The organism is Virgibacillus sp. NKC19-3 (assembly GCF_019837165.1).
Taxonomy (GTDB): domain Bacteria; phylum Bacillota; class Bacilli; order Bacillales; family Amphibacillaceae; genus Virgibacillus_L; species Virgibacillus_L saliphilus.
The window spans coordinates 1795404-1814911 of record NZ_JAGYHC010000001.1 but is presented as its reverse complement, the minus strand read 5'-3'; the positions used below and the strand labels follow the sequence as shown (position 1 = coordinate 1814911).

General features: G+C 38.2%; 23 protein-coding genes and 1 tRNA gene. 13 read left to right on the top strand and 11 right to left on the bottom strand.

Annotation, left to right across the window (positions count from 1 at the left end; translation table 11 throughout):
* Positions 1 to 22 precede the first annotated feature (22 nt).
* From KFZ56_RS08720 to KFZ56_RS08710, 3 genes are all read right to left on the bottom strand, one after another.
* Positions 23 to 205 carry a hypothetical protein gene (locus tag KFZ56_RS08720; protein WP_222641557.1) on the bottom strand — a complete coding sequence of 61 codons (183 nt, stop codon included), beginning with the start codon at positions 203 to 205 and terminating at the stop codon, positions 23 to 25.
* Positions 206 to 255: 50 nt separating this feature from the next.
* Positions 256 to 1239 carry an ornithine cyclodeaminase family protein gene (locus KFZ56_RS08715; protein WP_222641556.1) on the bottom strand — a complete coding sequence of 328 codons (984 nt, stop codon included), beginning with the start codon at positions 1237 to 1239 and terminating at the stop codon, positions 256 to 258.
* A 218-nt stretch (positions 1240 to 1457) separates the two neighbouring features.
* Entirely contained in the window at positions 1458 to 1670 is a 213-nt protein-coding gene (locus KFZ56_RS08710; RefSeq protein ID WP_222641554.1) for a YjzC family protein, read from the bottom strand.
* 192 nt (positions 1671 to 1862) lie between these two features.
* Between KFZ56_RS08710 and KFZ56_RS08705 the strand changes: the two genes are divergently transcribed.
* A complete protein-coding gene (locus tag KFZ56_RS08705; RefSeq protein WP_222641553.1) occupies positions 1863 to 2489 on the top strand; it encodes a metal-dependent hydrolase in 627 nt (208 codons plus the stop codon).
* 60 nt (positions 2490 to 2549) lie between these two features.
* On the opposite strand, the gene KFZ56_RS08700 is transcribed toward KFZ56_RS08705, so the two are convergent.
* Both KFZ56_RS08700 and KFZ56_RS08695 read right to left on the bottom strand, forming a co-directional pair.
* Positions 2550 to 2708 carry a hypothetical protein gene (locus KFZ56_RS08700; protein WP_222641552.1) on the bottom strand — a complete coding sequence of 53 codons (159 nt, stop codon included), beginning with the start codon at positions 2706 to 2708 and terminating at the stop codon, positions 2550 to 2552.
* A 382-nt stretch (positions 2709 to 3090) separates the two neighbouring features.
* Positions 3091 to 3162: transfer RNA gene (locus tag KFZ56_RS08695), tRNA-Val, on the bottom strand.
* 375 nt (positions 3163 to 3537) lie between these two features.
* Between KFZ56_RS08695 and KFZ56_RS08690 the strand changes: the two genes are divergently transcribed.
* The 6 genes from KFZ56_RS08690 (at position 3538) to KFZ56_RS08665 (ending at position 9874) form a co-directional block, all read left to right on the top strand.
* Positions 3538 to 5220: an ABC transporter ATP-binding protein gene (locus tag KFZ56_RS08690; protein ID WP_222643951.1), complete on the top strand. Its 1683-nt coding sequence runs from the start codon at positions 3538 to 3540 to the stop codon at positions 5218 to 5220.
* A complete protein-coding gene (locus tag KFZ56_RS08685; RefSeq protein ID WP_222641551.1) occupies positions 5210 to 7030 on the top strand; it encodes an ABC transporter ATP-binding protein in 1821 nt (606 codons plus the stop codon). Before KFZ56_RS08690 ends, KFZ56_RS08685 begins: the two co-directional genes overlap by 11 nt.
* A 74-nt stretch (positions 7031 to 7104) precedes the next feature.
* Complete coding sequence (locus tag KFZ56_RS08680) at positions 7105 to 7836, top strand: alpha/beta hydrolase (protein WP_222641550.1); 732 nt, start codon at positions 7105 to 7107, stop codon at positions 7834 to 7836.
* Positions 7837 to 8079: 243 nt separating this feature from the next.
* Entirely contained in the window at positions 8080 to 8598 is a 519-nt protein-coding gene (locus KFZ56_RS08675; RefSeq protein WP_222641549.1) for a YjcG family protein, read from the top strand.
* Entirely contained in the window at positions 8595 to 9023 is a 429-nt protein-coding gene (locus KFZ56_RS08670; RefSeq protein WP_222641548.1) for a GNAT family N-acetyltransferase, read from the top strand. Before KFZ56_RS08675 ends, KFZ56_RS08670 begins: the two co-directional genes overlap by 4 nt.
* A gap of 137 nt (positions 9024 to 9160) precedes the next feature.
* Positions 9161 to 9874, top strand: coding sequence for a DUF421 domain-containing protein (locus tag KFZ56_RS08665; protein WP_255584947.1), 714 nt, complete (start codon positions 9161 to 9163; stop codon positions 9872 to 9874).
* Between the two features lie 248 nt (positions 9875 to 10122).
* Here KFZ56_RS08665 and KFZ56_RS08660 read toward each other — a convergent pair whose 3' ends face one another.
* On the bottom strand, positions 10123 to 10326 hold the full coding sequence (locus KFZ56_RS08660) for a hypothetical protein (RefSeq protein WP_222641547.1): 204 nt from the start codon (positions 10324 to 10326) through the stop codon (positions 10123 to 10125).
* 190 nt (positions 10327 to 10516) lie between these two features.
* Here KFZ56_RS08660 and KFZ56_RS08655 point away from each other — a divergent pair, with 190 nt between their 5' ends.
* The gene (locus KFZ56_RS08655) at positions 10517 to 10972 is read left to right on the top strand and encodes a CotY/CotZ family spore coat protein (protein WP_222641545.1); all 456 of its coding nucleotides are present in this window, start codon (positions 10517 to 10519) and stop codon (positions 10970 to 10972) included.
* 73 nt (positions 10973 to 11045) lie between these two features.
* On the opposite strand, the gene KFZ56_RS08650 is transcribed toward KFZ56_RS08655, so the two are convergent.
* Entirely contained in the window at positions 11046 to 11570 is a 525-nt protein-coding gene (locus KFZ56_RS08650) for a CotO family spore coat protein (RefSeq protein WP_222641543.1), read from the bottom strand.
* A gap of 205 nt (positions 11571 to 11775) precedes the next feature.
* On the bottom strand, positions 11776 to 13158 hold the full coding sequence (mgtE, locus tag KFZ56_RS08645) for a magnesium transporter (protein WP_222641541.1): 1383 nt from the start codon (positions 13156 to 13158) through the stop codon (positions 11776 to 11778).
* Positions 13159 to 13288: 130 nt separating this feature from the next.
* Between mgtE and prpE the strand changes: the two genes are divergently transcribed.
* Positions 13289 to 14032 carry a bis(5'-nucleosyl)-tetraphosphatase PrpE gene (gene prpE / locus KFZ56_RS08640; protein ID WP_222641539.1) on the top strand — a complete coding sequence of 248 codons (744 nt, stop codon included), beginning with the start codon at positions 13289 to 13291 and terminating at the stop codon, positions 14030 to 14032.
* Here prpE and KFZ56_RS08635 read toward each other — a convergent pair.
* Genes KFZ56_RS08635 through yjbM form a run of 3 tightly spaced genes read right to left on the bottom strand, consistent with a single transcriptional unit; the run spans position 14013 to position 16364 of the window.
* The gene (locus KFZ56_RS08635; protein WP_222641537.1) at positions 14013 to 14915 is read right to left on the bottom strand and encodes an RluA family pseudouridine synthase; all 903 of its coding nucleotides are present in this window, start codon (positions 14913 to 14915) and stop codon (positions 14013 to 14015) included. The two genes, prpE and KFZ56_RS08635, sit on opposite strands and share 20 nt — an antisense overlap.
* Positions 14912 to 15721 (bottom strand): NAD kinase, encoded by an 810-nt coding sequence (locus KFZ56_RS08630; protein ID WP_222641535.1) that lies wholly within the window; start codon positions 15719 to 15721, stop codon positions 14912 to 14914. Before KFZ56_RS08630 ends, KFZ56_RS08635 begins: the two co-directional genes overlap by 4 nt.
* Positions 15722 to 15755: 34 nt before the next feature.
* Positions 15756 to 16364: a GTP diphosphokinase gene (yjbM, locus tag KFZ56_RS08625; RefSeq protein ID WP_304956681.1), complete on the bottom strand. Its 609-nt coding sequence runs from the start codon at positions 16362 to 16364 to the stop codon at positions 15756 to 15758.
* A 136-nt stretch (positions 16365 to 16500) separates the two neighbouring features.
* On the opposite strand from yjbM, the gene KFZ56_RS08620 reads away from it, so the two are divergent.
* The 4 genes from KFZ56_RS08620 (at position 16501) to KFZ56_RS20200 (ending at position 19359) form a co-directional block, all read left to right on the top strand.
* The gene (locus KFZ56_RS08620; RefSeq protein ID WP_222643949.1) at positions 16501 to 17067 is read left to right on the top strand and encodes a CYTH domain-containing protein; all 567 of its coding nucleotides are present in this window, start codon (positions 16501 to 16503) and stop codon (positions 17065 to 17067) included.
* 81 nt (positions 17068 to 17148) lie between these two features.
* Positions 17149 to 17535 carry a globin domain-containing protein gene (locus KFZ56_RS08615; RefSeq protein WP_222641533.1) on the top strand — a complete coding sequence of 129 codons (387 nt, stop codon included), beginning with the start codon at positions 17149 to 17151 and terminating at the stop codon, positions 17533 to 17535.
* Positions 17536 to 17552: 17 nt separating this feature from the next.
* Positions 17553 to 18446: a ClpXP adapter SpxH family protein gene (locus tag KFZ56_RS08610; protein WP_222641532.1), complete on the top strand. Its 894-nt coding sequence runs from the start codon at positions 17553 to 17555 to the stop codon at positions 18444 to 18446.
* A 700-nt stretch (positions 18447 to 19146) separates the two neighbouring features.
* Entirely contained in the window at positions 19147 to 19359 is a 213-nt protein-coding gene (locus KFZ56_RS20200) for a hypothetical protein (RefSeq protein WP_255584946.1), read from the top strand.
* Positions 19360 to 19508 lie beyond the last annotated feature (149 nt).

Sequence of the window (19508 nt, the reverse complement as noted above, 5' to 3'; positions counted from 1 at the left end):
CGTTATTTTTTCGCGTTATTTATTAGTCCCACCCCTCTGCTTCTTTTAACTCCCGGTAGATGCGTTCATAATTATAAAACAGCTCATTATTTCTGATTATATTTTCGTAACTTCTAAGCCCTTTATATGTATCCAGACAACCTTTAGAGCAAACGCTGGAAATGCCTTCAACATGCTCTTCGTCCGCCCTTTTTATATCGATCATATAATCCCCTTCATTTTCATTCATTTATTTTACAAGTAAAATAGCTTGTTCTATACATCAACCTCGTTCCCAATCCCTAAGTGGTTCAATTTATTATAGATACCAATGGCTACAACCAAATCGAAATAGGCTGCACCTACCGATTTAAAAAACGTAATTTCTTTATCATTTTCCCGTATTAATCTGTTATCATCAGGTAATCCACTGAGTTCCCCATATATATCAGAGAAATTCCAATCACTTTCACGATCTGCATATATAAGTTCCCCAGCTTCTTCTTTAACACCCTTCAAATCATCAACTACAATCTTTGATGCTTTTTGAATGGTTGTGACATCCACCTCCTGCATATGAGGCAGATAAGAACCCACACCATTAATATGTGTACCTTCTCTTAACATATCACCATTAAAAACAGGGTGGTTTGAACGGGTAGCACAGCAAATAATAGCTGCTGATTTTACAATTTCATCCGCACTTGCAGCAATGGTAATATCCTTCTTTACACCGTGAGCCATCAGTTTTTCTTTAAACTGTTCTGCTTTTTCCTTGGTACGATTAAACAAGTTAATGTTTTCGATGTCACGTACTTCCAACACACCTAAAACCTGTTCAAACGCCATTGCCCCAGTTCCTATAACACCCAATGTTTTTCCATTATTTCTTGCTAGCCTCTCCGTAGCAATACCACTAAGACCGCCTGTTCTTAACCTAGTTAAATACGAAGCATTCATCATACAAAGATGTTTTCCCGTCTGAGCATCAGTCAACAATAAAACCCCTTGCGTTGTCGGCATTCCATGCTTCGGATTCTCAGGAAATATGGATACAACCTTAACGGAAGCCACCTTTTGTGATAATTCCGCACCCGGCATGTATAAGACGGACGCTTGATTATCCGGGATTTCGATCACCGTACGATGCGGGTTCATGATAAGGTCTTGCTTTTTGGAACATAGACCTTTCGTTAGATCAGAAATCGCGTCTTTCATCAGATAATGATCTTGTATATCTTTCTCTGTCAAAATAAGCATAACAACTTCCTTTCTCCACGATTCATGTATTCGTAAAAATGCCTTATAAACATACGCAAATACCACATTAATTTTAACATAATTTCAATTATTGCGTTAGTATTTATGAAACACCAAATAACTGGAACTACTTGCCATATAAACACCCCAAATCATGGGGTTAATTTGGGGTAAAAGTGAAATATATAGGAAACCTTTTGTAGGACTGCTTCTCACCACTAATTATTACTTCTTCCTTGAACACCAGGTTTATGCAGGTCCCGCTGATTAATCCATACACGGTCTTGATTGGAGTTTTCCGGAAATTTTTCTCCGGTTTCCAATTTTATTTGTTTCGGGTCATTTACATTACTCCCTGTTTCGCCACTTTCGATATAAACACCGTTATTCGGTGCTTTTTGTCCAGCTCGAAATTGCGATTGTTCACCCATTGTGATCACTACTCCTTCCTCTTATTTATCTTATTATGACTTTTATATAAACAGTTATGACTGGAAAAGAGAGGATGAAGAAAGCAGTATATACAATAAATGCCAATTCCCTCTAAACAGAACCCATATTTTGTTGTAAAATAAAGCAGAGCGTACAAGATCGCTACATTTTTTATAAAGGTGGAAGTAAACGTGAATGGCACAGGACATACAGCAATTGGAATAGCAACAGGATTTATCGTAGCGAACACTTTTCACACTACGCCTTCCACAACACTTCTTTTCATTGGACTTGGAGGTGTTTCAGGATTAATTCCCGACCTCGATGTTGATGGAAAGCTTCGAGGAAAAATTACGCTATCTCATAAGGTGATTCAGACCGTTGCTTTATTAATTGGAATTTCGATGGTTTTATACAGTTTCTATGGGGGAGTAAGTACGAATAGGTACCTTGGTATCAGCATTGGACTGGGGATGATTATCTTATCTTGGTCCATCAAGCAAAAACATATGTTAACCATCACTGGAATCGGTGTCCTTGCAGGAGGGTCCTCCTTACAAGAAACATGGATGATGCTATTTGGAATTTATATTTTAATCGCATCGTTTGTCTCACATCGTAGCTATACCCATTCGATAATCGGTGTTATTTTCTTTGGGATTATTGTTTCTGAGTTGGAGTTGTCTCTTGGGGTTAATGGCATTTTCTATACTTGTCTGGCAGGCTATATCAGCCATTTAATCGCAGACAGTAAGCTGCTTCCATTTAACAAACGAGGGATTAAACTATTTTTGCCCATTTCGTCAAAAGAAATCTAGACATTTCCTTATAGGCCTGTAGCGCATTTCCTATGGAAACGCGCTACACCTTCATCTTTTTTATCGTCTCCGTTTGTTCTTCTTATTATCTAAATTCAAAAACTCGCTGTTCGCGGCAAACTCCGCATCATTTTTCTCGTTTTTCGGACTTGTATCGTATTTGATAACATTTCTTTGCTTGTTCTTATCTTTATTACGATTTTTATTTTCTTCGGACACGAAAAGAACCTCCTCTATCTTGTTTCCTTCAATAAATAGTATGTGCAAGACGCTCGGCTTTTATTTCGTCAATCATTACCAATGTCAGTGAATACCATACATCTTTTCATCAACTTCGTTCAAACTATAAAGGAAACAATATATGCTAGACCTTTACAACAAAGAAAAGAGGATTCATATGCCAAAAGGAAAAAAAGAAAAGACAAAAAATAAGAGTAAAGAAGCGTTGAACGACATGAAAGACGATAAAAAGTATCGACAAAATCGTCCTCCGAGGTAGATCTGATATCAAGTAGAGATGAGGCAAATGAAAAACAGCCCATTCCCCTGTAATTTTATACAGAAAAGGGCTGTTTCTTGTTCAAAATATGCGTGTGCAAAATGAGCCGTACTGGATTTGAACCAGTGACCCCTTGCCTGTCAAGCAAGTATTCTCCCGCTGAACTAACGGCTCGTAGACGATAGAATTCTCCCTGAAGCATGAAGGAGTCTACCAACACTATTTACTATATATAATGAAACCATATCTGTCAATATAAAATTACTCGGTTCTATTTCGATATATCATATTTGATCAGCGCATATGATAATCTTATCGGCTTTTACGCCTATTTATCAGCGCTTGTCGGAGTTTATCGGCGTCTAGACAATTTTATCAGCACTCCCTCCTGGCCGCTTTATACAACTCCATGAAATCATTTCGTTTCCCGAAACAAAAACTGGAAAAAAACCTTTTTACCAATTATAATAGTGAAAAATTGCTTATCTTTGATGGAGGTTACTTGTGAAGACTTTTTCCTATTTAAAAGCATATAAGGTTCCGATTGTCATGGCTTATTCATTTATGCTCGTGGAACTTGCAATTGAGTTATTGCTGCCTTTCTTCCTCGGGTTAATGATAAATGAAGGAGTGATGAATCAGGATTTAAATAATATTTTGATGTGGGGCGGCATTATGATCAGTCTCGCATTTATCGCGTTCATAGCTGGCATTTTTAATTCATTTTATTCAGCACATGTGAGTTTCGCTTTTGGATATGATATCCGGCAGAAGCTGTTTGAAAAAATTCAGGATTTCTCATTCCGAAATTTAAATCAATATCCAGCGTCCGCGCTTGTAACAAGATTTACAAATGATGTACGGCAAATTCAAAATACACTATTTATGGCTCTACGAATCATGGCAAAGGCTCCTTTACTAGTAATAGGCGGAGTTGTAATGGCATTTGTTGTTAATCCCGGACTGGCGATAATTTTTCTAGTTACCGTACCACTTCTTATTCTATTTCTTTTATGGGTACTTACATTCTCTGGCAAAATGTTTTCAAAAGTGCAGCGTCATGTGGATAATGTGAATCGCGTTATGCAGGAGAACCTAGCAGGGATGAGGTTGATTAAAGCCTTTGTCAGGCGGGATTTTGAGGAAAACCGATTTATCAAGGCAAACAGCGACTTGGCAAATACCACCCAAACGACATTTCGATTTGTGGAAGCTTCCACGCCTGTATTGTTATTTGTGATGAACATGAGCCTTATTTTCATCATTTGGTTTGGAAATGCACAGGCAATTGCCGGTCAGACTTCTGTCGGTGAAGTCGTCACCATTGTCAACTACGCATTGCGTGTGTCTATGTCCATCTCCATGTTTTCATTTATCATTATGGCCTTATCACGTACAAAAGCATCCGCTGGTCGTTTAGATGAGATATTTACCCTAGATGTGAATGTACAGAACCTTCAGGACATAGATGAAAAACAGACTGTTACGGACGGAAAAGTAGAATATCAGCATGTATCCTTCCACTATCCGGGAGCAGAAAAGCAAACATTAACAAATATTACCTTTACACTACAACCGGGTGAAAGGCTTGCCATTATCGGTTCTACAGGATCTGGAAAAACCACCCTGTTTCAATTGCTTCCTCGACTTTATGATGCAGAAAGTGGGGAAATTTTTATTGATGACAAACGAATTTCTACTTATCTACTGGATCAACTTCGCGGCAGTATTGGTTATGTTCCGCAAAGTCCACTGCTTTTCACCGGAACTATTACAGATAATATCGCTTGGGGTAAGAAGGATGCAACGTATGAAGATATTGTCCGAGCTGCAAAAGATGCACAGATCCATAACACGATTATGGAGCTGCCTGATCAATATGAGACGAGGGTTGGACAGAAAGGTGTTAATTTATCCGGTGGGCAGAAACAACGCATTTCCATCGCCCGCGCACTCATCCGAAGCCCAAAAATTTTAATGCTTGATGATAGTACAAGTGCACTTGATCTGGCTACAGAATCAAGGCTGCTTAAAGCGATTCAGGTTTATCAGTGTACAACGCTAATCGTTACACAAAAAATATCTACAGCAAGAAGTGCAGACCGCATTTTACTACTGGATGAGGGAGTCGTTCTCAATATCGGTTCTCATGATGCATTAATGAAAGAATCTGGTCTCTACCGCAAAATTGTGGAATCACAATTTGGAAAGGAGTATACCAATGTCCAATAACGTAAAAGCCCCTTTTCAATATCAAAAAGTTTCGTTGGATCATGTAACGAAAGATGATCAGAAAAGAGCAAAGAACGTGACAGCAACGATCAAACGGATTTGGAGTTATTTAGCCAGAGAAAAACGAAAACTTTCGCTCGTCATATTTATGGTTATGATAAGCTCTGGATTAGCACTTCTCGGTCCATTTATGGTCGGCATGGCGATTGATGATTTTATAGTCACCCGAGAAAGCACCGGGCTTGGTATATTGTTAATCGGGCTCATTTTTGTCTACCTGTTTCACTCGCTATCCATTTTTCTACAAAATTTCTGGATGGTGGGTGTTGCACAAAATACAGTTTATTCCTTACGAGCAGACCTATTCCAGCAGTTTCACCGATTACCTATTTCCTATTTTGATAAACGACAGCATGGAGAATTAATGAGCCGCCTAACCAATGACATCGATAATGTGAACAACACGTTAAATCAATCGGTTATTCAAATCTTTTCCAGTATATTGACGCTTGTGGGAACCATTGCTGTTATGCTTTATCTTAGTCCCATATTAACTGCCGTAACCATGTCGGTTATACCTACAATGCTTTATGCCTTACGTTGGATCACTAAACGTACAGGTCCCCTGTATAAATTGCAGCAGAAGGATATTGCAGACGTGAATGGCTATGTAGAGGAAATGGTATCAGGCCAACACGTTGTCAAAACATTTTCTCAGGAAGAACAAGTCATTCAAGCATTCGAGGAAAGAAATAATAAGCTAAAAAACACAGGGTTCTGGGCTCAATGCATTGCTGGTTTCATTCCAAAGGTAATGAATATGTTAAACTTTCTAAGCTTTGGGTTAATCGCGCTGGTTGGCGGAATCCTTGCCATTAATACAACGCTTGTGACGGTTGGGGTGATCGTCATTTTCACCGAATATGCACGTCAATTCACGCGACCGCTGAATGAACTTTCCAATCAGTTTAATGTTCTACTTTCTGCAATTGCAGGCGCGGAACGTGTATTTAATGTGCTTGATGAGACACAGGAGGAAATCGATGAAAAGGAAGCAAATACGCTTCCATCAACAAAGGGTCACATTACATTCGATAACGTATCTTTCGCTTATGAAGAAACACCCATTTTAAAAAATATTAGCTTTGAAGCAAAACCGGGCGAAACCGTTGCCTTTGTTGGACATACTGGAGCAGGAAAGACAACAATCATTAATTTGATTTCGCGTTTCTATAACTATGACAGTGGAAAAATAGCACTGGACGGAATGGATCTGAAAAACATCAAACGTACACATCTAAGGCAGCATATGGCATTTGTCTTGCAGGATGCTTTCCTCTTCTATACCACGATCCGGGAAAATATTCGATATGGTCGTCTGGATGCAACAGACGAGGATGTTACCCACGCTGCTATAAATGCAAATGCGCATGAATTCATAACTAATCTGCCGCATGGATACGATACGATTCTTGATGCAAAAGGCAGTGGTATTAGCCAAGGCCAAAAACAGTTATTAACGATTGCTCGGGCATTGCTTGCGGAACCGAAAATTCTTGTGCTTGATGAAGCCACTAGTAATATTGATACCATTACGGAGTTAAAAATCCAAGAAGCTTTAAAACGGTTAATGCATGGCAGGACCAGTTTTGTCATTGCTCATCGTTTAAACACTATTCAGGAAGCGGATACCATCATTATGATGGAGCATGGGAAAATAATAGAGAAGGGCAGTCATGAAGAACTGATCAGCCAGCATGGCCGTTATTATAAACTATACAAAAGCCAATTATTAGAAAAAGCGAATTAATACGCCTATAATCGAATTAATCACATCCAGTCCATAAACTGGAAAAAATCTTAATGTAATCGAGGTGTACGCAAGTGGGCAGAAAAGGTACGATGATTGAAAAAGAAATAAACAGTGACTACTTAGATGAAACGATAACATTGAAATTGTATCAACCAGAATCATTTTCACCCCTATACAAGTACCATATTTGTATTATGCAAGATGGAGATGATTATTACCAGATGGGTAGAATCGCAACACTTAGCGATCGACTACATGATAGTGAAGAGATAATGAATACGATCTTTGTGGGAATTCATTATCAGGATAAATATGATCGTAGAGAAAAGTACCATCCAAACGGTAAGCAAAATGAGGCCTACATCAAGTTCCTCGTTGCGGAAGTTGTCCCATTACTGGACAGGGAACTTCCTACATACCATATGGGCAAATCACGCGCCTTAATGGGGGACTCGCTTGCCGGCACGTTGGCATTTATGACAGCATTGAAATACCCGAATACTTTCGGCAAAGTAATCATGCAGTCCCCATTAGTGGATGAGGATGTATTAGCAGCAGCTGAAAATGCAAAAGATATCTATTCCATTGATATCTACCATACTATTGGTACAGAGGAGACAGCTGTTGATACTACATCTGATGGTCAAGTCGATTTTTTAACACCAAATAGGACATTAAACAACTACCTGCAAGAAAAAGGAGCGAGTTATACATATCATGAATTAGAGGGTGGCCAGCACACATGGAAGTATTGGCAAAAAGATATGAAGCGTGTGTTGACATCGATGTTTGGTGGGTTTTAATGGGTTTTAGAAAACTTGCAAAAAATAACCTTCCTATTTAATAGGGATTTCTGTTATAATAAAATATAATCCATGTTCATTTATTCACTTTAAAGGACTTGTTATCGTCAACCTTTACAGTGATACAAAGCTCGCACTCATGCAGATAGGAATTTTTATGTTCTCTTACCTGCTAAGAACAAACATATCCATCATATAGCGTAAGCACGAAAATAATCATTACTATTATAGGAGGTTTTAATGATGAAATATGGTATCGCTATTTTCCCATCAAAATCAATACAAGATGAGGCAAATTCGTACAGAATGCGCTATGATCCACGATATGATTTAGTACCGCCACATATTACGTTAAAAGAATCTTTTGAAGCGAATGATAAGCAAATAGAAGAACTGGTGACAGAGTTGAAAAAGATAGCAAACGAGTTTGAACCTTTTACGATAAATGTAAACAAAGTCAGTACCTTCTACCCTGTCACAAACACCATTTATTTCAAAGTGGAACCGATTCAAGAACTTATCGACCTAAATAAAAAAATGCAGCAAGGTAAATTTCCTGAGAATCAATCATATTCCTTTGTTCCCCATATAACAATCGCACAAGAGCTAGCTAATGATGAATATTCCGACGTATTTGGAAGCCTAAAAATGAAAAACATTCAATTTGAAGATGAAATTGACCGGTTTCAACTGTTATATCAATTGGATAATGGCTCATGGTCGGTGCATGAAACATTTGTATTTGGGAAGGAATACGTGTGAATATTAAATTAGCCCAAACCAGCAATGACATAAATCAAGCTTATCAAGTTCGTATGACTGTATTTGTTGACGAACAAAAAGTTCCACCTGACGAAGAAGTGGACGAACATGACAAAACATGTCTCCACTTTGTTGGGTATGAAGACGAGGAACCAATTGCAGCTAGCCGTCTTCGATTTACTGACAACTATGGTAAGCTTGAGAGAATTTGTATACTAAAGAAACATCGCGGTAAATCACATGGGACAAAGATTATCCGTCAAATGGAAGAGGTAATCTCAAGCAAAGGTTATAGGAAAGCTAAATTAAATGCACAAACACACGCAGTAAAATTTTATCAACGTCTAGGTTATGAGGTCGTTTCCGGCGAATTTATGGATGCCGGTATTCCACATGTGACTATGGTTAAACATTTATCCGAATAATTAGTTCGACTAGCTAGATACGAAAAAGGGGTTCGTTATAAATCATAACGAACCCCTTTTTTTGCTTGTTGAAAATGAATGACTTTCGCGTTATTCGGTAATGCTAAAGCGTAAATGTTTATAGGGGGACATATAAATTGACAAATTATTTACCAATGCTGTGGGAAACATTATTTGGCTTCTTTGCCTTATTTATATTGACAAAAGTACTGGGGAAAACTCAAATTTCACAGTTAACAGCTTTTGATTTTATTGCATCCTTGATTTTAGGGGAACTCGTTGGGAATGCATTATTTGATGATAAAGCAGGAATACCTCAAATAGCATTCGTGATTGGACTATGGGGGGCTTTATTATATTTAACCGAAATTATTTCACAGAAATTTAAAGGCACACGTTCACTCATAGAAGGAAGCCCAGCAATTATTATCTATAACGGTAAATTAATTCGGGATGTGATGAAAAAGAATAAGCTTGATGTTCATCAACTAAAAAATTTACTGCGAGCGAAAGATGTTTTTTCAATTCAGGAAGTCGAGCATGCCATACTGGAAACAAACGGAACTGTTTCCGTTTTAAAAAAATCACCTTTCCAATCGCCTACAAAGAGTGATATGAACGTCTCACCTTCACCACAAGATGTTAAACTTGCCACATCACTTATTAATGATGGCGAAATTATTTACGATAATCTAAAAGAGAAAAATCTCACCGAAGAATGGCTGTTAGAACAATTAAAAGAGCAAGATTTCAATACAGTAGAAGATGTATTTTATGCAGAATATATAAAGGATAAAAAGCTGTTCGTGTTGCCATTTGTAAATAGAAACCATGACAAGTATGATGTCTAAAAACACCGCCTCTCATTGAAGCAGTTGTGTAATTCGTTTCTATACAACACTAGCTAAAGTATGGGGTTTCCACATAATAAAAGATTTGTTTATCTGCACTGATTCGATTTTGTTTATTATACTGATATGATGTTACCGCTAAATTACCACATCTCAACAGTGGCCTTTTACGTATGCATTTACCCTATTTTAAGAAAAAATATGCCACTTTTCTTATTTAACATAAAGAAAAGTGGCTGAAATGGCGTTTAAAACCAGAAAGACCTTCGATCAGGTTTGTTTTCACTGTTTTCTTCTTTATCATCGTTTTTACGATCCGATGATTTTACATCAACGTTACGTTCGCCCCGAAGAGGACCAAAAAATGGATCATGACGGGGTCGCTCAATATGAACGTTATCCGCTTTAATCACCAAATCCTTAACATGGATAACTTGTTTTTTATCCGACACTTGAATCACTCCTAACGAATATGGATCGTTATTATTCTATGTCACTTTGGTATCTTGGTGTGTTCACCTACCTGTAAAATGATAGGTTAAATATCTCGATAATTAAGTTGAACGCCCACACAATCCATGTCTTAACACATATTCTATTAAAGACAACTAAGTCAATACACTTTGGAAGGGGTTATAATTCATGGGTTGTGGAAAAGATTTTGACACAGGTAACTGTGTATGTGACATTTTAAGAGAGATTTCAGAAGCGCAGAGTGATGTCGTAGAGAATTGCTGTGACACAAGCTGCGAACAATCGATTAACGACTTACTGGGTGAATCAGATAATAGTAATGGTTTGGATACAGTACCAATCATTTTATATTGTAAGGATGGTTGCAAGCCATTTAAAGGGTATGGTGCAAATCCGAACGATATTGGTGATATAACATCGAGCTTCTACTTTAGAGTGAAAAAAGTAACAAAAGATTGCTGTGCAACACTGGAGCTATTAAGAGATCCGAAAGATGGAAACAGAGATCCGAAAAGCCCGTGTGAGCAAGATACAAAACCATTACTTGCTACTGGTATCTGCATGACTGTAGATGTTAGCTGCTTCTGCCATGTTACTTGCCTGCCAGCAGTAAATGCACTTTAACTAACAAGATAAAATAAAAATGACACCATTGAAAAGGGGGAAATCCTCCTCCTTTCCCTGGTGTATTTTTTCATTAAAATCCTAACAATCGGATCGATATGATTTCTTCCATCGGAACTGCTGTACTAGAAGAACGTTTCCCTACTCGAATAAATACCTCATCATCATTTGAGTCTGTAATGACACCACGATAGGACCTTTTCTCTGTTTTGACTTCACACCTTAATTTCGGCGCATACTCCGGAGCATCTACAAAATAAGCAACCTTCTCATCCAATGTCATATCTTTAAATCTTTTTTCCGTTTTTTCTTCATCTATAGGTTCTTTATCCTCATCATCTTCGTTTTCTTCACTTTCATTTGTTTCCACTTCCGATTCCATTTCATCAAAATAAAGTGCTTCTTCCTTGTAAAAACTTCGATTCAGTGACTTTTTTGGAACATATTGCGTCTGTGGATCTGCTGTACTAGCTTCCACTTCTTTATTTCGCTTTCTTTGAGGTGACGTATAATTATGCTGCATTGGCGCTTTTGGTGTTTTTGTAGATGGTTGATGAATGTATAGCAATGGGTCCTTCGCAAATTTCTTCTTTCTCATTCGATAACCTCTCCTTTATAAAATGCGTCACCCCATTATATGAACCCAGGAATTGAAATGTGTTCTTAAGGGGACTGTCTACGTGGGTTCTTTTCTCTAGCCCTGCGGTCGATTCTTTCTCCTCTTTGATGTGACTTTCATGCTGGGAGTCGATTCTCCACACGCTATATAAAAAGCATCCCTGTAAAGAGATGCTTCCTTCATGTTAAATCAAAAAATCCATAAACGTGGTTGCCATGCCAAAATAGATCAAAATGGAAATAATGTCATTGATCGTTGTAATAAATGGTCCTGATGCTACTGCAGGGTCTATGTTAAAACGGTGCATTAAAATTGGAAGTATCGATCCTGCAAGCGTTGCTACAATTAACGTAGCCATGATCGAAATTCCTACCAGCAATCCAAGAAAAATATCCCCTTGCCACAGATAAATAACAATAGTGATCAATATGCCACATACTATACCATTGATCAACCCAGTCCCTGCTTCTCTCAAGAACAATTTGGATTTCTTTTGCTTTCCATAATCCCCCGTTGACAGACCTCTTACAGCTACTGCAAGTGCCTGAGTCCCCGTATTTCCTGCCATTCCGGCAATCAACGGAATAAACACAGCCAATACAGCAACCTGCTCAAGCGCATCTTCAAATTGCCCAATTAAGCTTGCGGTAAACATACCTAAAAATAATAAGATAATCAGCCATGGGAGACGTTTCTTTGCTGAAATAAACACACTATCATCGCGACTGTCCGTATCAGCCACAGCTGCCAACTTGGAGTAATCTTCGCTTGCTTCCTCATGCATAACATCCAGAATATCATCAACGGTAATAATGCCAAGTAAATGATCTTGAAAATCAACAACCGGCACTGCTAGAAAATCATAATCTCGGATCATTTGGGCGACATCTTCCTGGTCTTTCGCCACAGATACGGAAACAATTTTCTCGCTCATCACTGCTTCAATATGAACATCTTCATCCGCTATAATTAAATCACGTAACGAGAGCACACCGACTAAACATTTATCTTCATCCAACACATATATATAATAAATCGTTTCTGCATCTGGTGCTTCCTCTTTTAATTGATGCATAGCTTGTTTAACCGTCTTTGTTTTCATAATAGCTATAAATTCAGTTGTCATAATACTTCCGGCTGTTTTTTCTTCATAATGCAACAATTGTTTAATCTCTTCGGCGGCAGGTTTATCCATAATTGTTAAAAAACTGGCCACCTGATCTTTATCCAGTTCATTCAATATATCTACTGCATTATCTGCTGCCATTTCCGCTAGCACCATCGACGCAAAACGTGGATCCATTTCCGCAAAAAAGATCTTCGTATCGTCTAACTCAATGTTTTCCATCATTTCTGCTACTTCTTCCGGAGATAAATAGGTATATATTTGCAAGCGGGTTTCTTTGGACTGTTCGAAAAAAAACACAGCCTGATCATATGGATGCAAGTCCAGAAATTCATTGCGAAAATCTGCCGTTTCTTCCTCTTTTAATGCTACTTGCAACTTTTCCCAATGCTCTGTATATGTTACATCATCATTTTCATTATAATTGTTCGTTGAATCCATTTCATCACATCCTTTCTACACTAAAAATTTACTTAAAAAATGATTTAAACTCATGTACACTTATACATATACGCATCTTAATCAACACTATATGACGTGAACTTAAAAATAAGACAAGGTGGAAATGATGATGAAAATTGATGTTATTGGTGATGTGCATGGCTGCACGGAAGAATTGCATGAACTGTTTAAGGCATTGGGCTACTGGAAACAAAATAAGATTTATATCCATCCTGATGCAAGGATTCCTATATTTCTAGGAGATATCACTGACAGAGGCCCTGCTTCAATCCAGGTTATCAACCTTATTTATGATATGGTCGTCGTACACCATAAAGCAAAATATGTACCTGGCAACCATTGCAACAAGCTGTATCGTTACTTTTTGGGAAACAATGTTCAAATCCGTCATGGACTGGAGACCACAGTTGCAGAATACAACGCTTGTAGCAAGAAAGAACAGGAACGCATTAAAAGAAAATTCATGACATTGGTTGAGCAAGCCCCTCTCTACCTGCAGATCCCAGAAGTACAGGCAATTGTAGCACATGCGGGCATAAAAGAATCTTATATTGGTCATGCAGATAAAAAAGTAGAAAGCTTTGTTCTTTATGGTGATGTTACTGGTAATACTGATATGCATGGTCGTCCGATACGCAAAGACTGGGCGCAAGACTATCACGGCAGCGAATGGATTGTGTATGGACACACTCCTGTGAATAAACCGCGCATTGTAAATAAAACCATCAACATCGATACAGGATGTGTATTCGGTAATGCGCTAAGCGCCTTTCGTTTACCTGAAGAGAAAATAATAGCCGTTCCATCGAATCAGCCATATATGGCTGATAAATTTAGATCTTTTCCATCGTAATCAACCTTGTCATATCCTCTAAAAGGGGTGCTTGAAAGGCCATCATTTCCTTTGTTAACGGATGTTCCACGCTGATTTCAAAACAATGCAATGCCTGTCGCCCTATTTTTTCTGTAGATCCACCATATAAATCATCTCCGGCAATCGGCGAGGCGAAATGAGAAAAGTGTACACGAATTTGATGCGTTCTACCTGTTTCCAATTCAGCCTCGATAAAAGAGTGATCCGAGAGTTCACGAATAACCTTATAATGGGTTACCGCTCTTTTCCCTGTCTCGGTCACGGTACGTTTAATAATAGAATCATCTTTCCGACCAATAGGAGCGTCTATCGTCCCTTCTTTCTTCATAAGATGCCCTTCAATCACAGCTTTATATTTCCGATATATTTTTCCGGACTTCTGGGAGGCAGAAAGCAATGAATGACTCCATCGGTGTTTTGCGATTAAAACAAGTCCGGAGGTATTCATGTCAAGCCTTGTAACAATATGGACCGTGTAAGGGATATTATTCTTTTTATAATAACCTAATACTCCATTTACAACCGTTCCTGACGGGTGTTTCATAGATGGAATTGTTGGAATCCCAGCAGGCTTATTAATGACGATGATAAATTCATCTTCATATACGATGGTGAGCTCCATATCTTCCGGTTTTATATTATCTCCAATTTTCTCTTCAGGAAATTGTACAAACAATGCATCACCAGTTGATAAAAGGTAGCGCACATTTTGAATAGATCCGTTAACGAAAATCTTTCCACCATTGAATTTCACTGTTTTGATCATTTTTCTTGAGAATCCTCGAATACGTTGTAAGTAATCACGTATAAGCATGCCGTCATGCTCTTGACTGATGATCCACGTTAATTCATTCCTATTCATACTGACGTGTCGTCATCTGCAACAAATGAGTCTCGAACCCTGTTCCAAAAAGGAAAAGGTCTGAATCGTGCAAATCGTATCCTTTCTTTTGCTACACGACATTCAATGGATTTGACGTTTGTAAAATTCGCTGTAAAATGATCAATCGCAATTAAAAAACTCCTGTCGACCATCGGTTCCAGTAATGCGGTATGATGCTTAGGTAAGATTAATGGAGAACCGATTGTACGGAACACGCGATTATTTATGGAAGCCATTTCGGTCAGCTGTATCGCTTCAAGCGATGGATGGATAATTCCTCCACCAAGCGCTTTATTGTAAGCCGTACTTCCTGAAGGGGTTGAAACACATAAACCATCTCCACGAAATGTTTCGAAATGCTCTCCCTTTATTTTCACATCAAATACAACGGAGCCTTCTGTTGTTTTGATCATCGTTTCGTTCAAAGCAAGAAAACTCTCTTCCTTCCCACCTGATTTAGGACGGATGATCACTTCCAATAATGGATATTCCACGATCTGATATGGCGTTTTTGCAATTTCAATAATTAATTTCTCAACTTCCTCAGGTGTCCAATCCGCGTAAAAGCCCAAATGTCCTGTATGTATGCCAATAAAAGCCGTCGATTCGAGGCAATGTAAATATCTGTGAAATGCCTCTAGAAATGTTCCATCCCCACCAACTGAAATAACAAGATCCGGCCTTTCTCTGTCATATTCTAGCTGAAAGTCAGTAAGATACTGTTTCATAGTTGCTTTAATCGCATTGGATTTTTCATCCCCTTTGGATACGATTTTAAATTTCATTTGCTTCCCTCCTCCTCGTCTCCCCGGCTTATACTTACTTCCGGTGGAAAATCCGTTTGGCTTCCTGTACTTCATTTTTTATTTTGGACATTTCTTCATCTAATTTAAAAGCCGCCTCTGCAGCACGCTGTAATCTTCCTTTAATCTCTTTAGGTATTTGACCCTTATACTTATAATTTAGAGAATGTTCGTTTGTTGCCCAGAAATTCATTGCCAAGGTACGTATTTGGATCTCCGCAATAATCATCTTAACTCCCATAATGGTTTCGACCGGATATTCGATGATCATGTGGTAAGAACGATAACCACTGTCTTTCTTTTCAGAGACATAATCTTTTTCTTCTAAGATAGATAAATCCTTTCGTGCCCGTAGCATCGTAACAATGGTATATATATCATCAACAAATTGACAGACCACACGAACTCCCGCGATATCCTGCATCTCTTTTTCTAGGTTTTCCAACGATATTTGTCTCGTTTCCGCTTTTTCCAATATGCTGGCGACCGGTTTTACCCTGCCTGTAACAAATTCAATCGGTGAATCACTGGATTCATATTCAAATTGTGTTCGCATTCCTTTTAGTTTCACTTTCAATTCTTCAACAACTTGTGCATATGGTGCAAGTAACGCTTTCCAATTCAAGTCAACACCGCCTATCATTCATCTCAAACTTATTTTATTATAACATACGAAAATGGCTAATCATTGCATATGCACCTCTTCTTCTGCATAATCGATACTAACGATACGCCTTAAATAAGGAGGTTTCATTTTGCCAATGGCTCAAGAAATTGAAATTGAATATAAAAATATGTTAACAAAAGATGAATTTGATCGCCTATTATACCATTTACCTTTTCCTGAATATAGCCAAACTCAAACAAATTATTACTTTGAGACAACCGACTTTGCATTGAAAAAGAATGGATGCGCCCTGCGAATTAGAGAAAAAAACGGCGTATATCAATTAACCTTGAAAGAACCCCATAAAGATGGATTACTTGAAACGCATGATTCATTGACGAAAGAGGAAGTGCGTAACTGGATGCAAGGTAATATCATAGCAAAAACGCATACAACAAAGCAATTAAAAAATAAATCCATTTCAACGCAAAATCTTCATTATTATGGTCGTTTGACCACAAAGCGCCATGAATTAAAGAATGCGAACATCGTTATTGTACTGGATTATAGTACATTTAATGGCAAAGAAGATTATGAGCTGGAAGTGGAGGCAACATCTCAAGAAATTGGGATACAAGCATTTGAATCGCTTTTAAAAGAACATGATATACAACAAAGAGATACCCCTAATAAAATTGAACGATTTTTCCAAACCATATAACGGAAAGGTAAATCAGATAAGTTGCTCACAGATCACTCTGTTGCTACAATATAATATACAAACTATCAAGGAGAAATAGTAATGGCACAGATTGAACATGGAAACCTATTCGAAGCTATTGGTGGCTTTGACCAAATCGATAAACTTGTAACTCACTTTTATAACCGTGTTGCCCAACATCCATCATTGATCCCTATTTTCCCTGATGATTTAACCGAAACTGCAAGAAAGCAGCGATTATTTTTAACACAGTTTTTCGGAGGGCCTAAGGTTTATTCTGAAGAGCGGGGTCACCCAATGCTGCGAAGACGCCATTTACCTTTTCCAATAACACCGGAAAGAAGAGACGCTTGGCTTGCATGTATGGAAGAGGCATTACAAGCGGTCGAAATAGAAGAACCCTATCGTACAGTCATATTTGAGAAGCTAACTTTAACTGCGAACCACATGATGAACACACCGGAATAAGAGAAAGGAGAATCGATGTGAGTTGGAATCAAACTGGGCTCAGATGCTCAAATCGGACACACACATCGGCTAATTACAGCTTTTTTAATTTTGTACAAAAGCCAATTGAGATTTATGTCTTTGTTGATCCTCTTTGCCCGGAATGTTGGTCTTTAGAACCATACCTAAAAAAACTGTCAATTGAGTATGGACGATTTTTCACGATTCGCCCGATCATAAGCGGGCAATTAAATACACTAAACAAAGAGCCATTTGATAAACCTAGAAAGCTAAAAGATATATGGGAAAAAACGGCAAAACGAACCGGAATGAGCTGTGATGGTGATTTATGGATGGAGAATCCTGTTTCTTTTCCATGGGTTGCATCATTGGCAATAAAGGCTGCAGAACTTCAAGGGAAAAAATCCGGGAGAATTTTTCTCCGCAGAGTACAGGAAAATGTATTCCTTAAAAAACAGAATATCTCGGAAGAAGACGTTTTATTCCAATGTGCCAGGGAAGCAAAATTGGATTTAAATGAATTTAAAGAAGATTTATATTCAGAATCAGCCAAAAAAGCACTACAGCTTGATTTAAAATTAACAAAGGAAATGGAAGTAGACTATATTCCAACTATTGTGTTCTTCAATCAAAGCATTGAGCAAGAAGGTATTAAGATATCCGGCCTTTATCCATATGATATTTATGTACTTGTGTTGGCAGAAATGTTGCAAAAAGAGCCTATTCCTTCTGAAAAGCCACCATTGGAAGATTTTCTTTCCTTTTATGGTATTGTTGGCAATAAAGAAATTGCAGTTGTCTATGATTGGACACAGGCAAAAGCAGAAAAAGAAATGAAAAAATTGCAGTTGGTACAAAAAGTAGAAAGGATCCCCGTTAAATATGGGTCTTTCTGGAAATATATCTATTAAATGGTAAGCCTTCATCTAAAGGCTTACTTTTTTGTTGCCTAGAAATTATAAAATTATTTGCCTGGGCATAACTTATTATTGATTAATGGCTACGTCCAGCTACAAGCGCCAAAAACGAGGAGATAACACGAGAGCTCCCTACGATAAAGAAGACTTGGGACTGACAAGCCGACAGGCGCAGGCAGAGCCATAGTCGCACTTATGCCTGTGGCGAAAGTCATCATCGGTTCACTTGACAAAGGAAGGCCGACTAAGAACGGCCTTGCCGGCCAACTCACGGCTCCCCTGATGCAGGGGCATGATTCCTTTTCGCTTTCCAAGCATAAGATTCACGTAGACTTTCGCCATTCATTGGCGACAAGTCACGTTCATCTAATCTCAGTTGCAACGCGGGGGTCTCTACGTTTTTAACCAGGCGCTTTTCGCTTTTGTTCTGCTATGACAGAAAAAAATAAAGGATACACGGGGCAGCGTGTATCCTTTCATTCTCTCTCTTTGTAAGATACAAAGGGGGATGGGAGAAAGTTTCATGATCAAACAAAGGGGTTTTGTTTGTGTTTATCTTACAAATTAAATATACCAGTAAAATGAATTAGAAGCAATAAGTTTGTGCATGGTTTCACAGAAATGTCACTTCTATTCCAAAAAAAGACACATACAATGTAACAAGCAACGATGACATTGACAGGAGTTGAATAAAATGCAACGTCTTCTTCCCCTTTTTTTCCTATTACTGAGCGTATTTGCTCTCATCCTAAATATACTTGGACTCATGAAAATTATTCCGTTGTATATCACCTTGCCTTTATTATTTTTAAGCCTTTTTATGACCATTTATTCATTCGCCCACAGGCGTATGTACCATGGACAAAAGGTTAAAAAGCACCCAGGGTTTACTAGAGTTAGAGGTTAAGCTCTATTTATACCAACTAACTAAAAGGAGGGACTGGGACAACAGGGTGTTGAACAAATCAAATCCCGAATATATACCACTCCTAAAAATATACGTCGCACACCTTAGGACGGCTAGGGGACTCCATTATGCTCGTCGTGTTGCAAGTG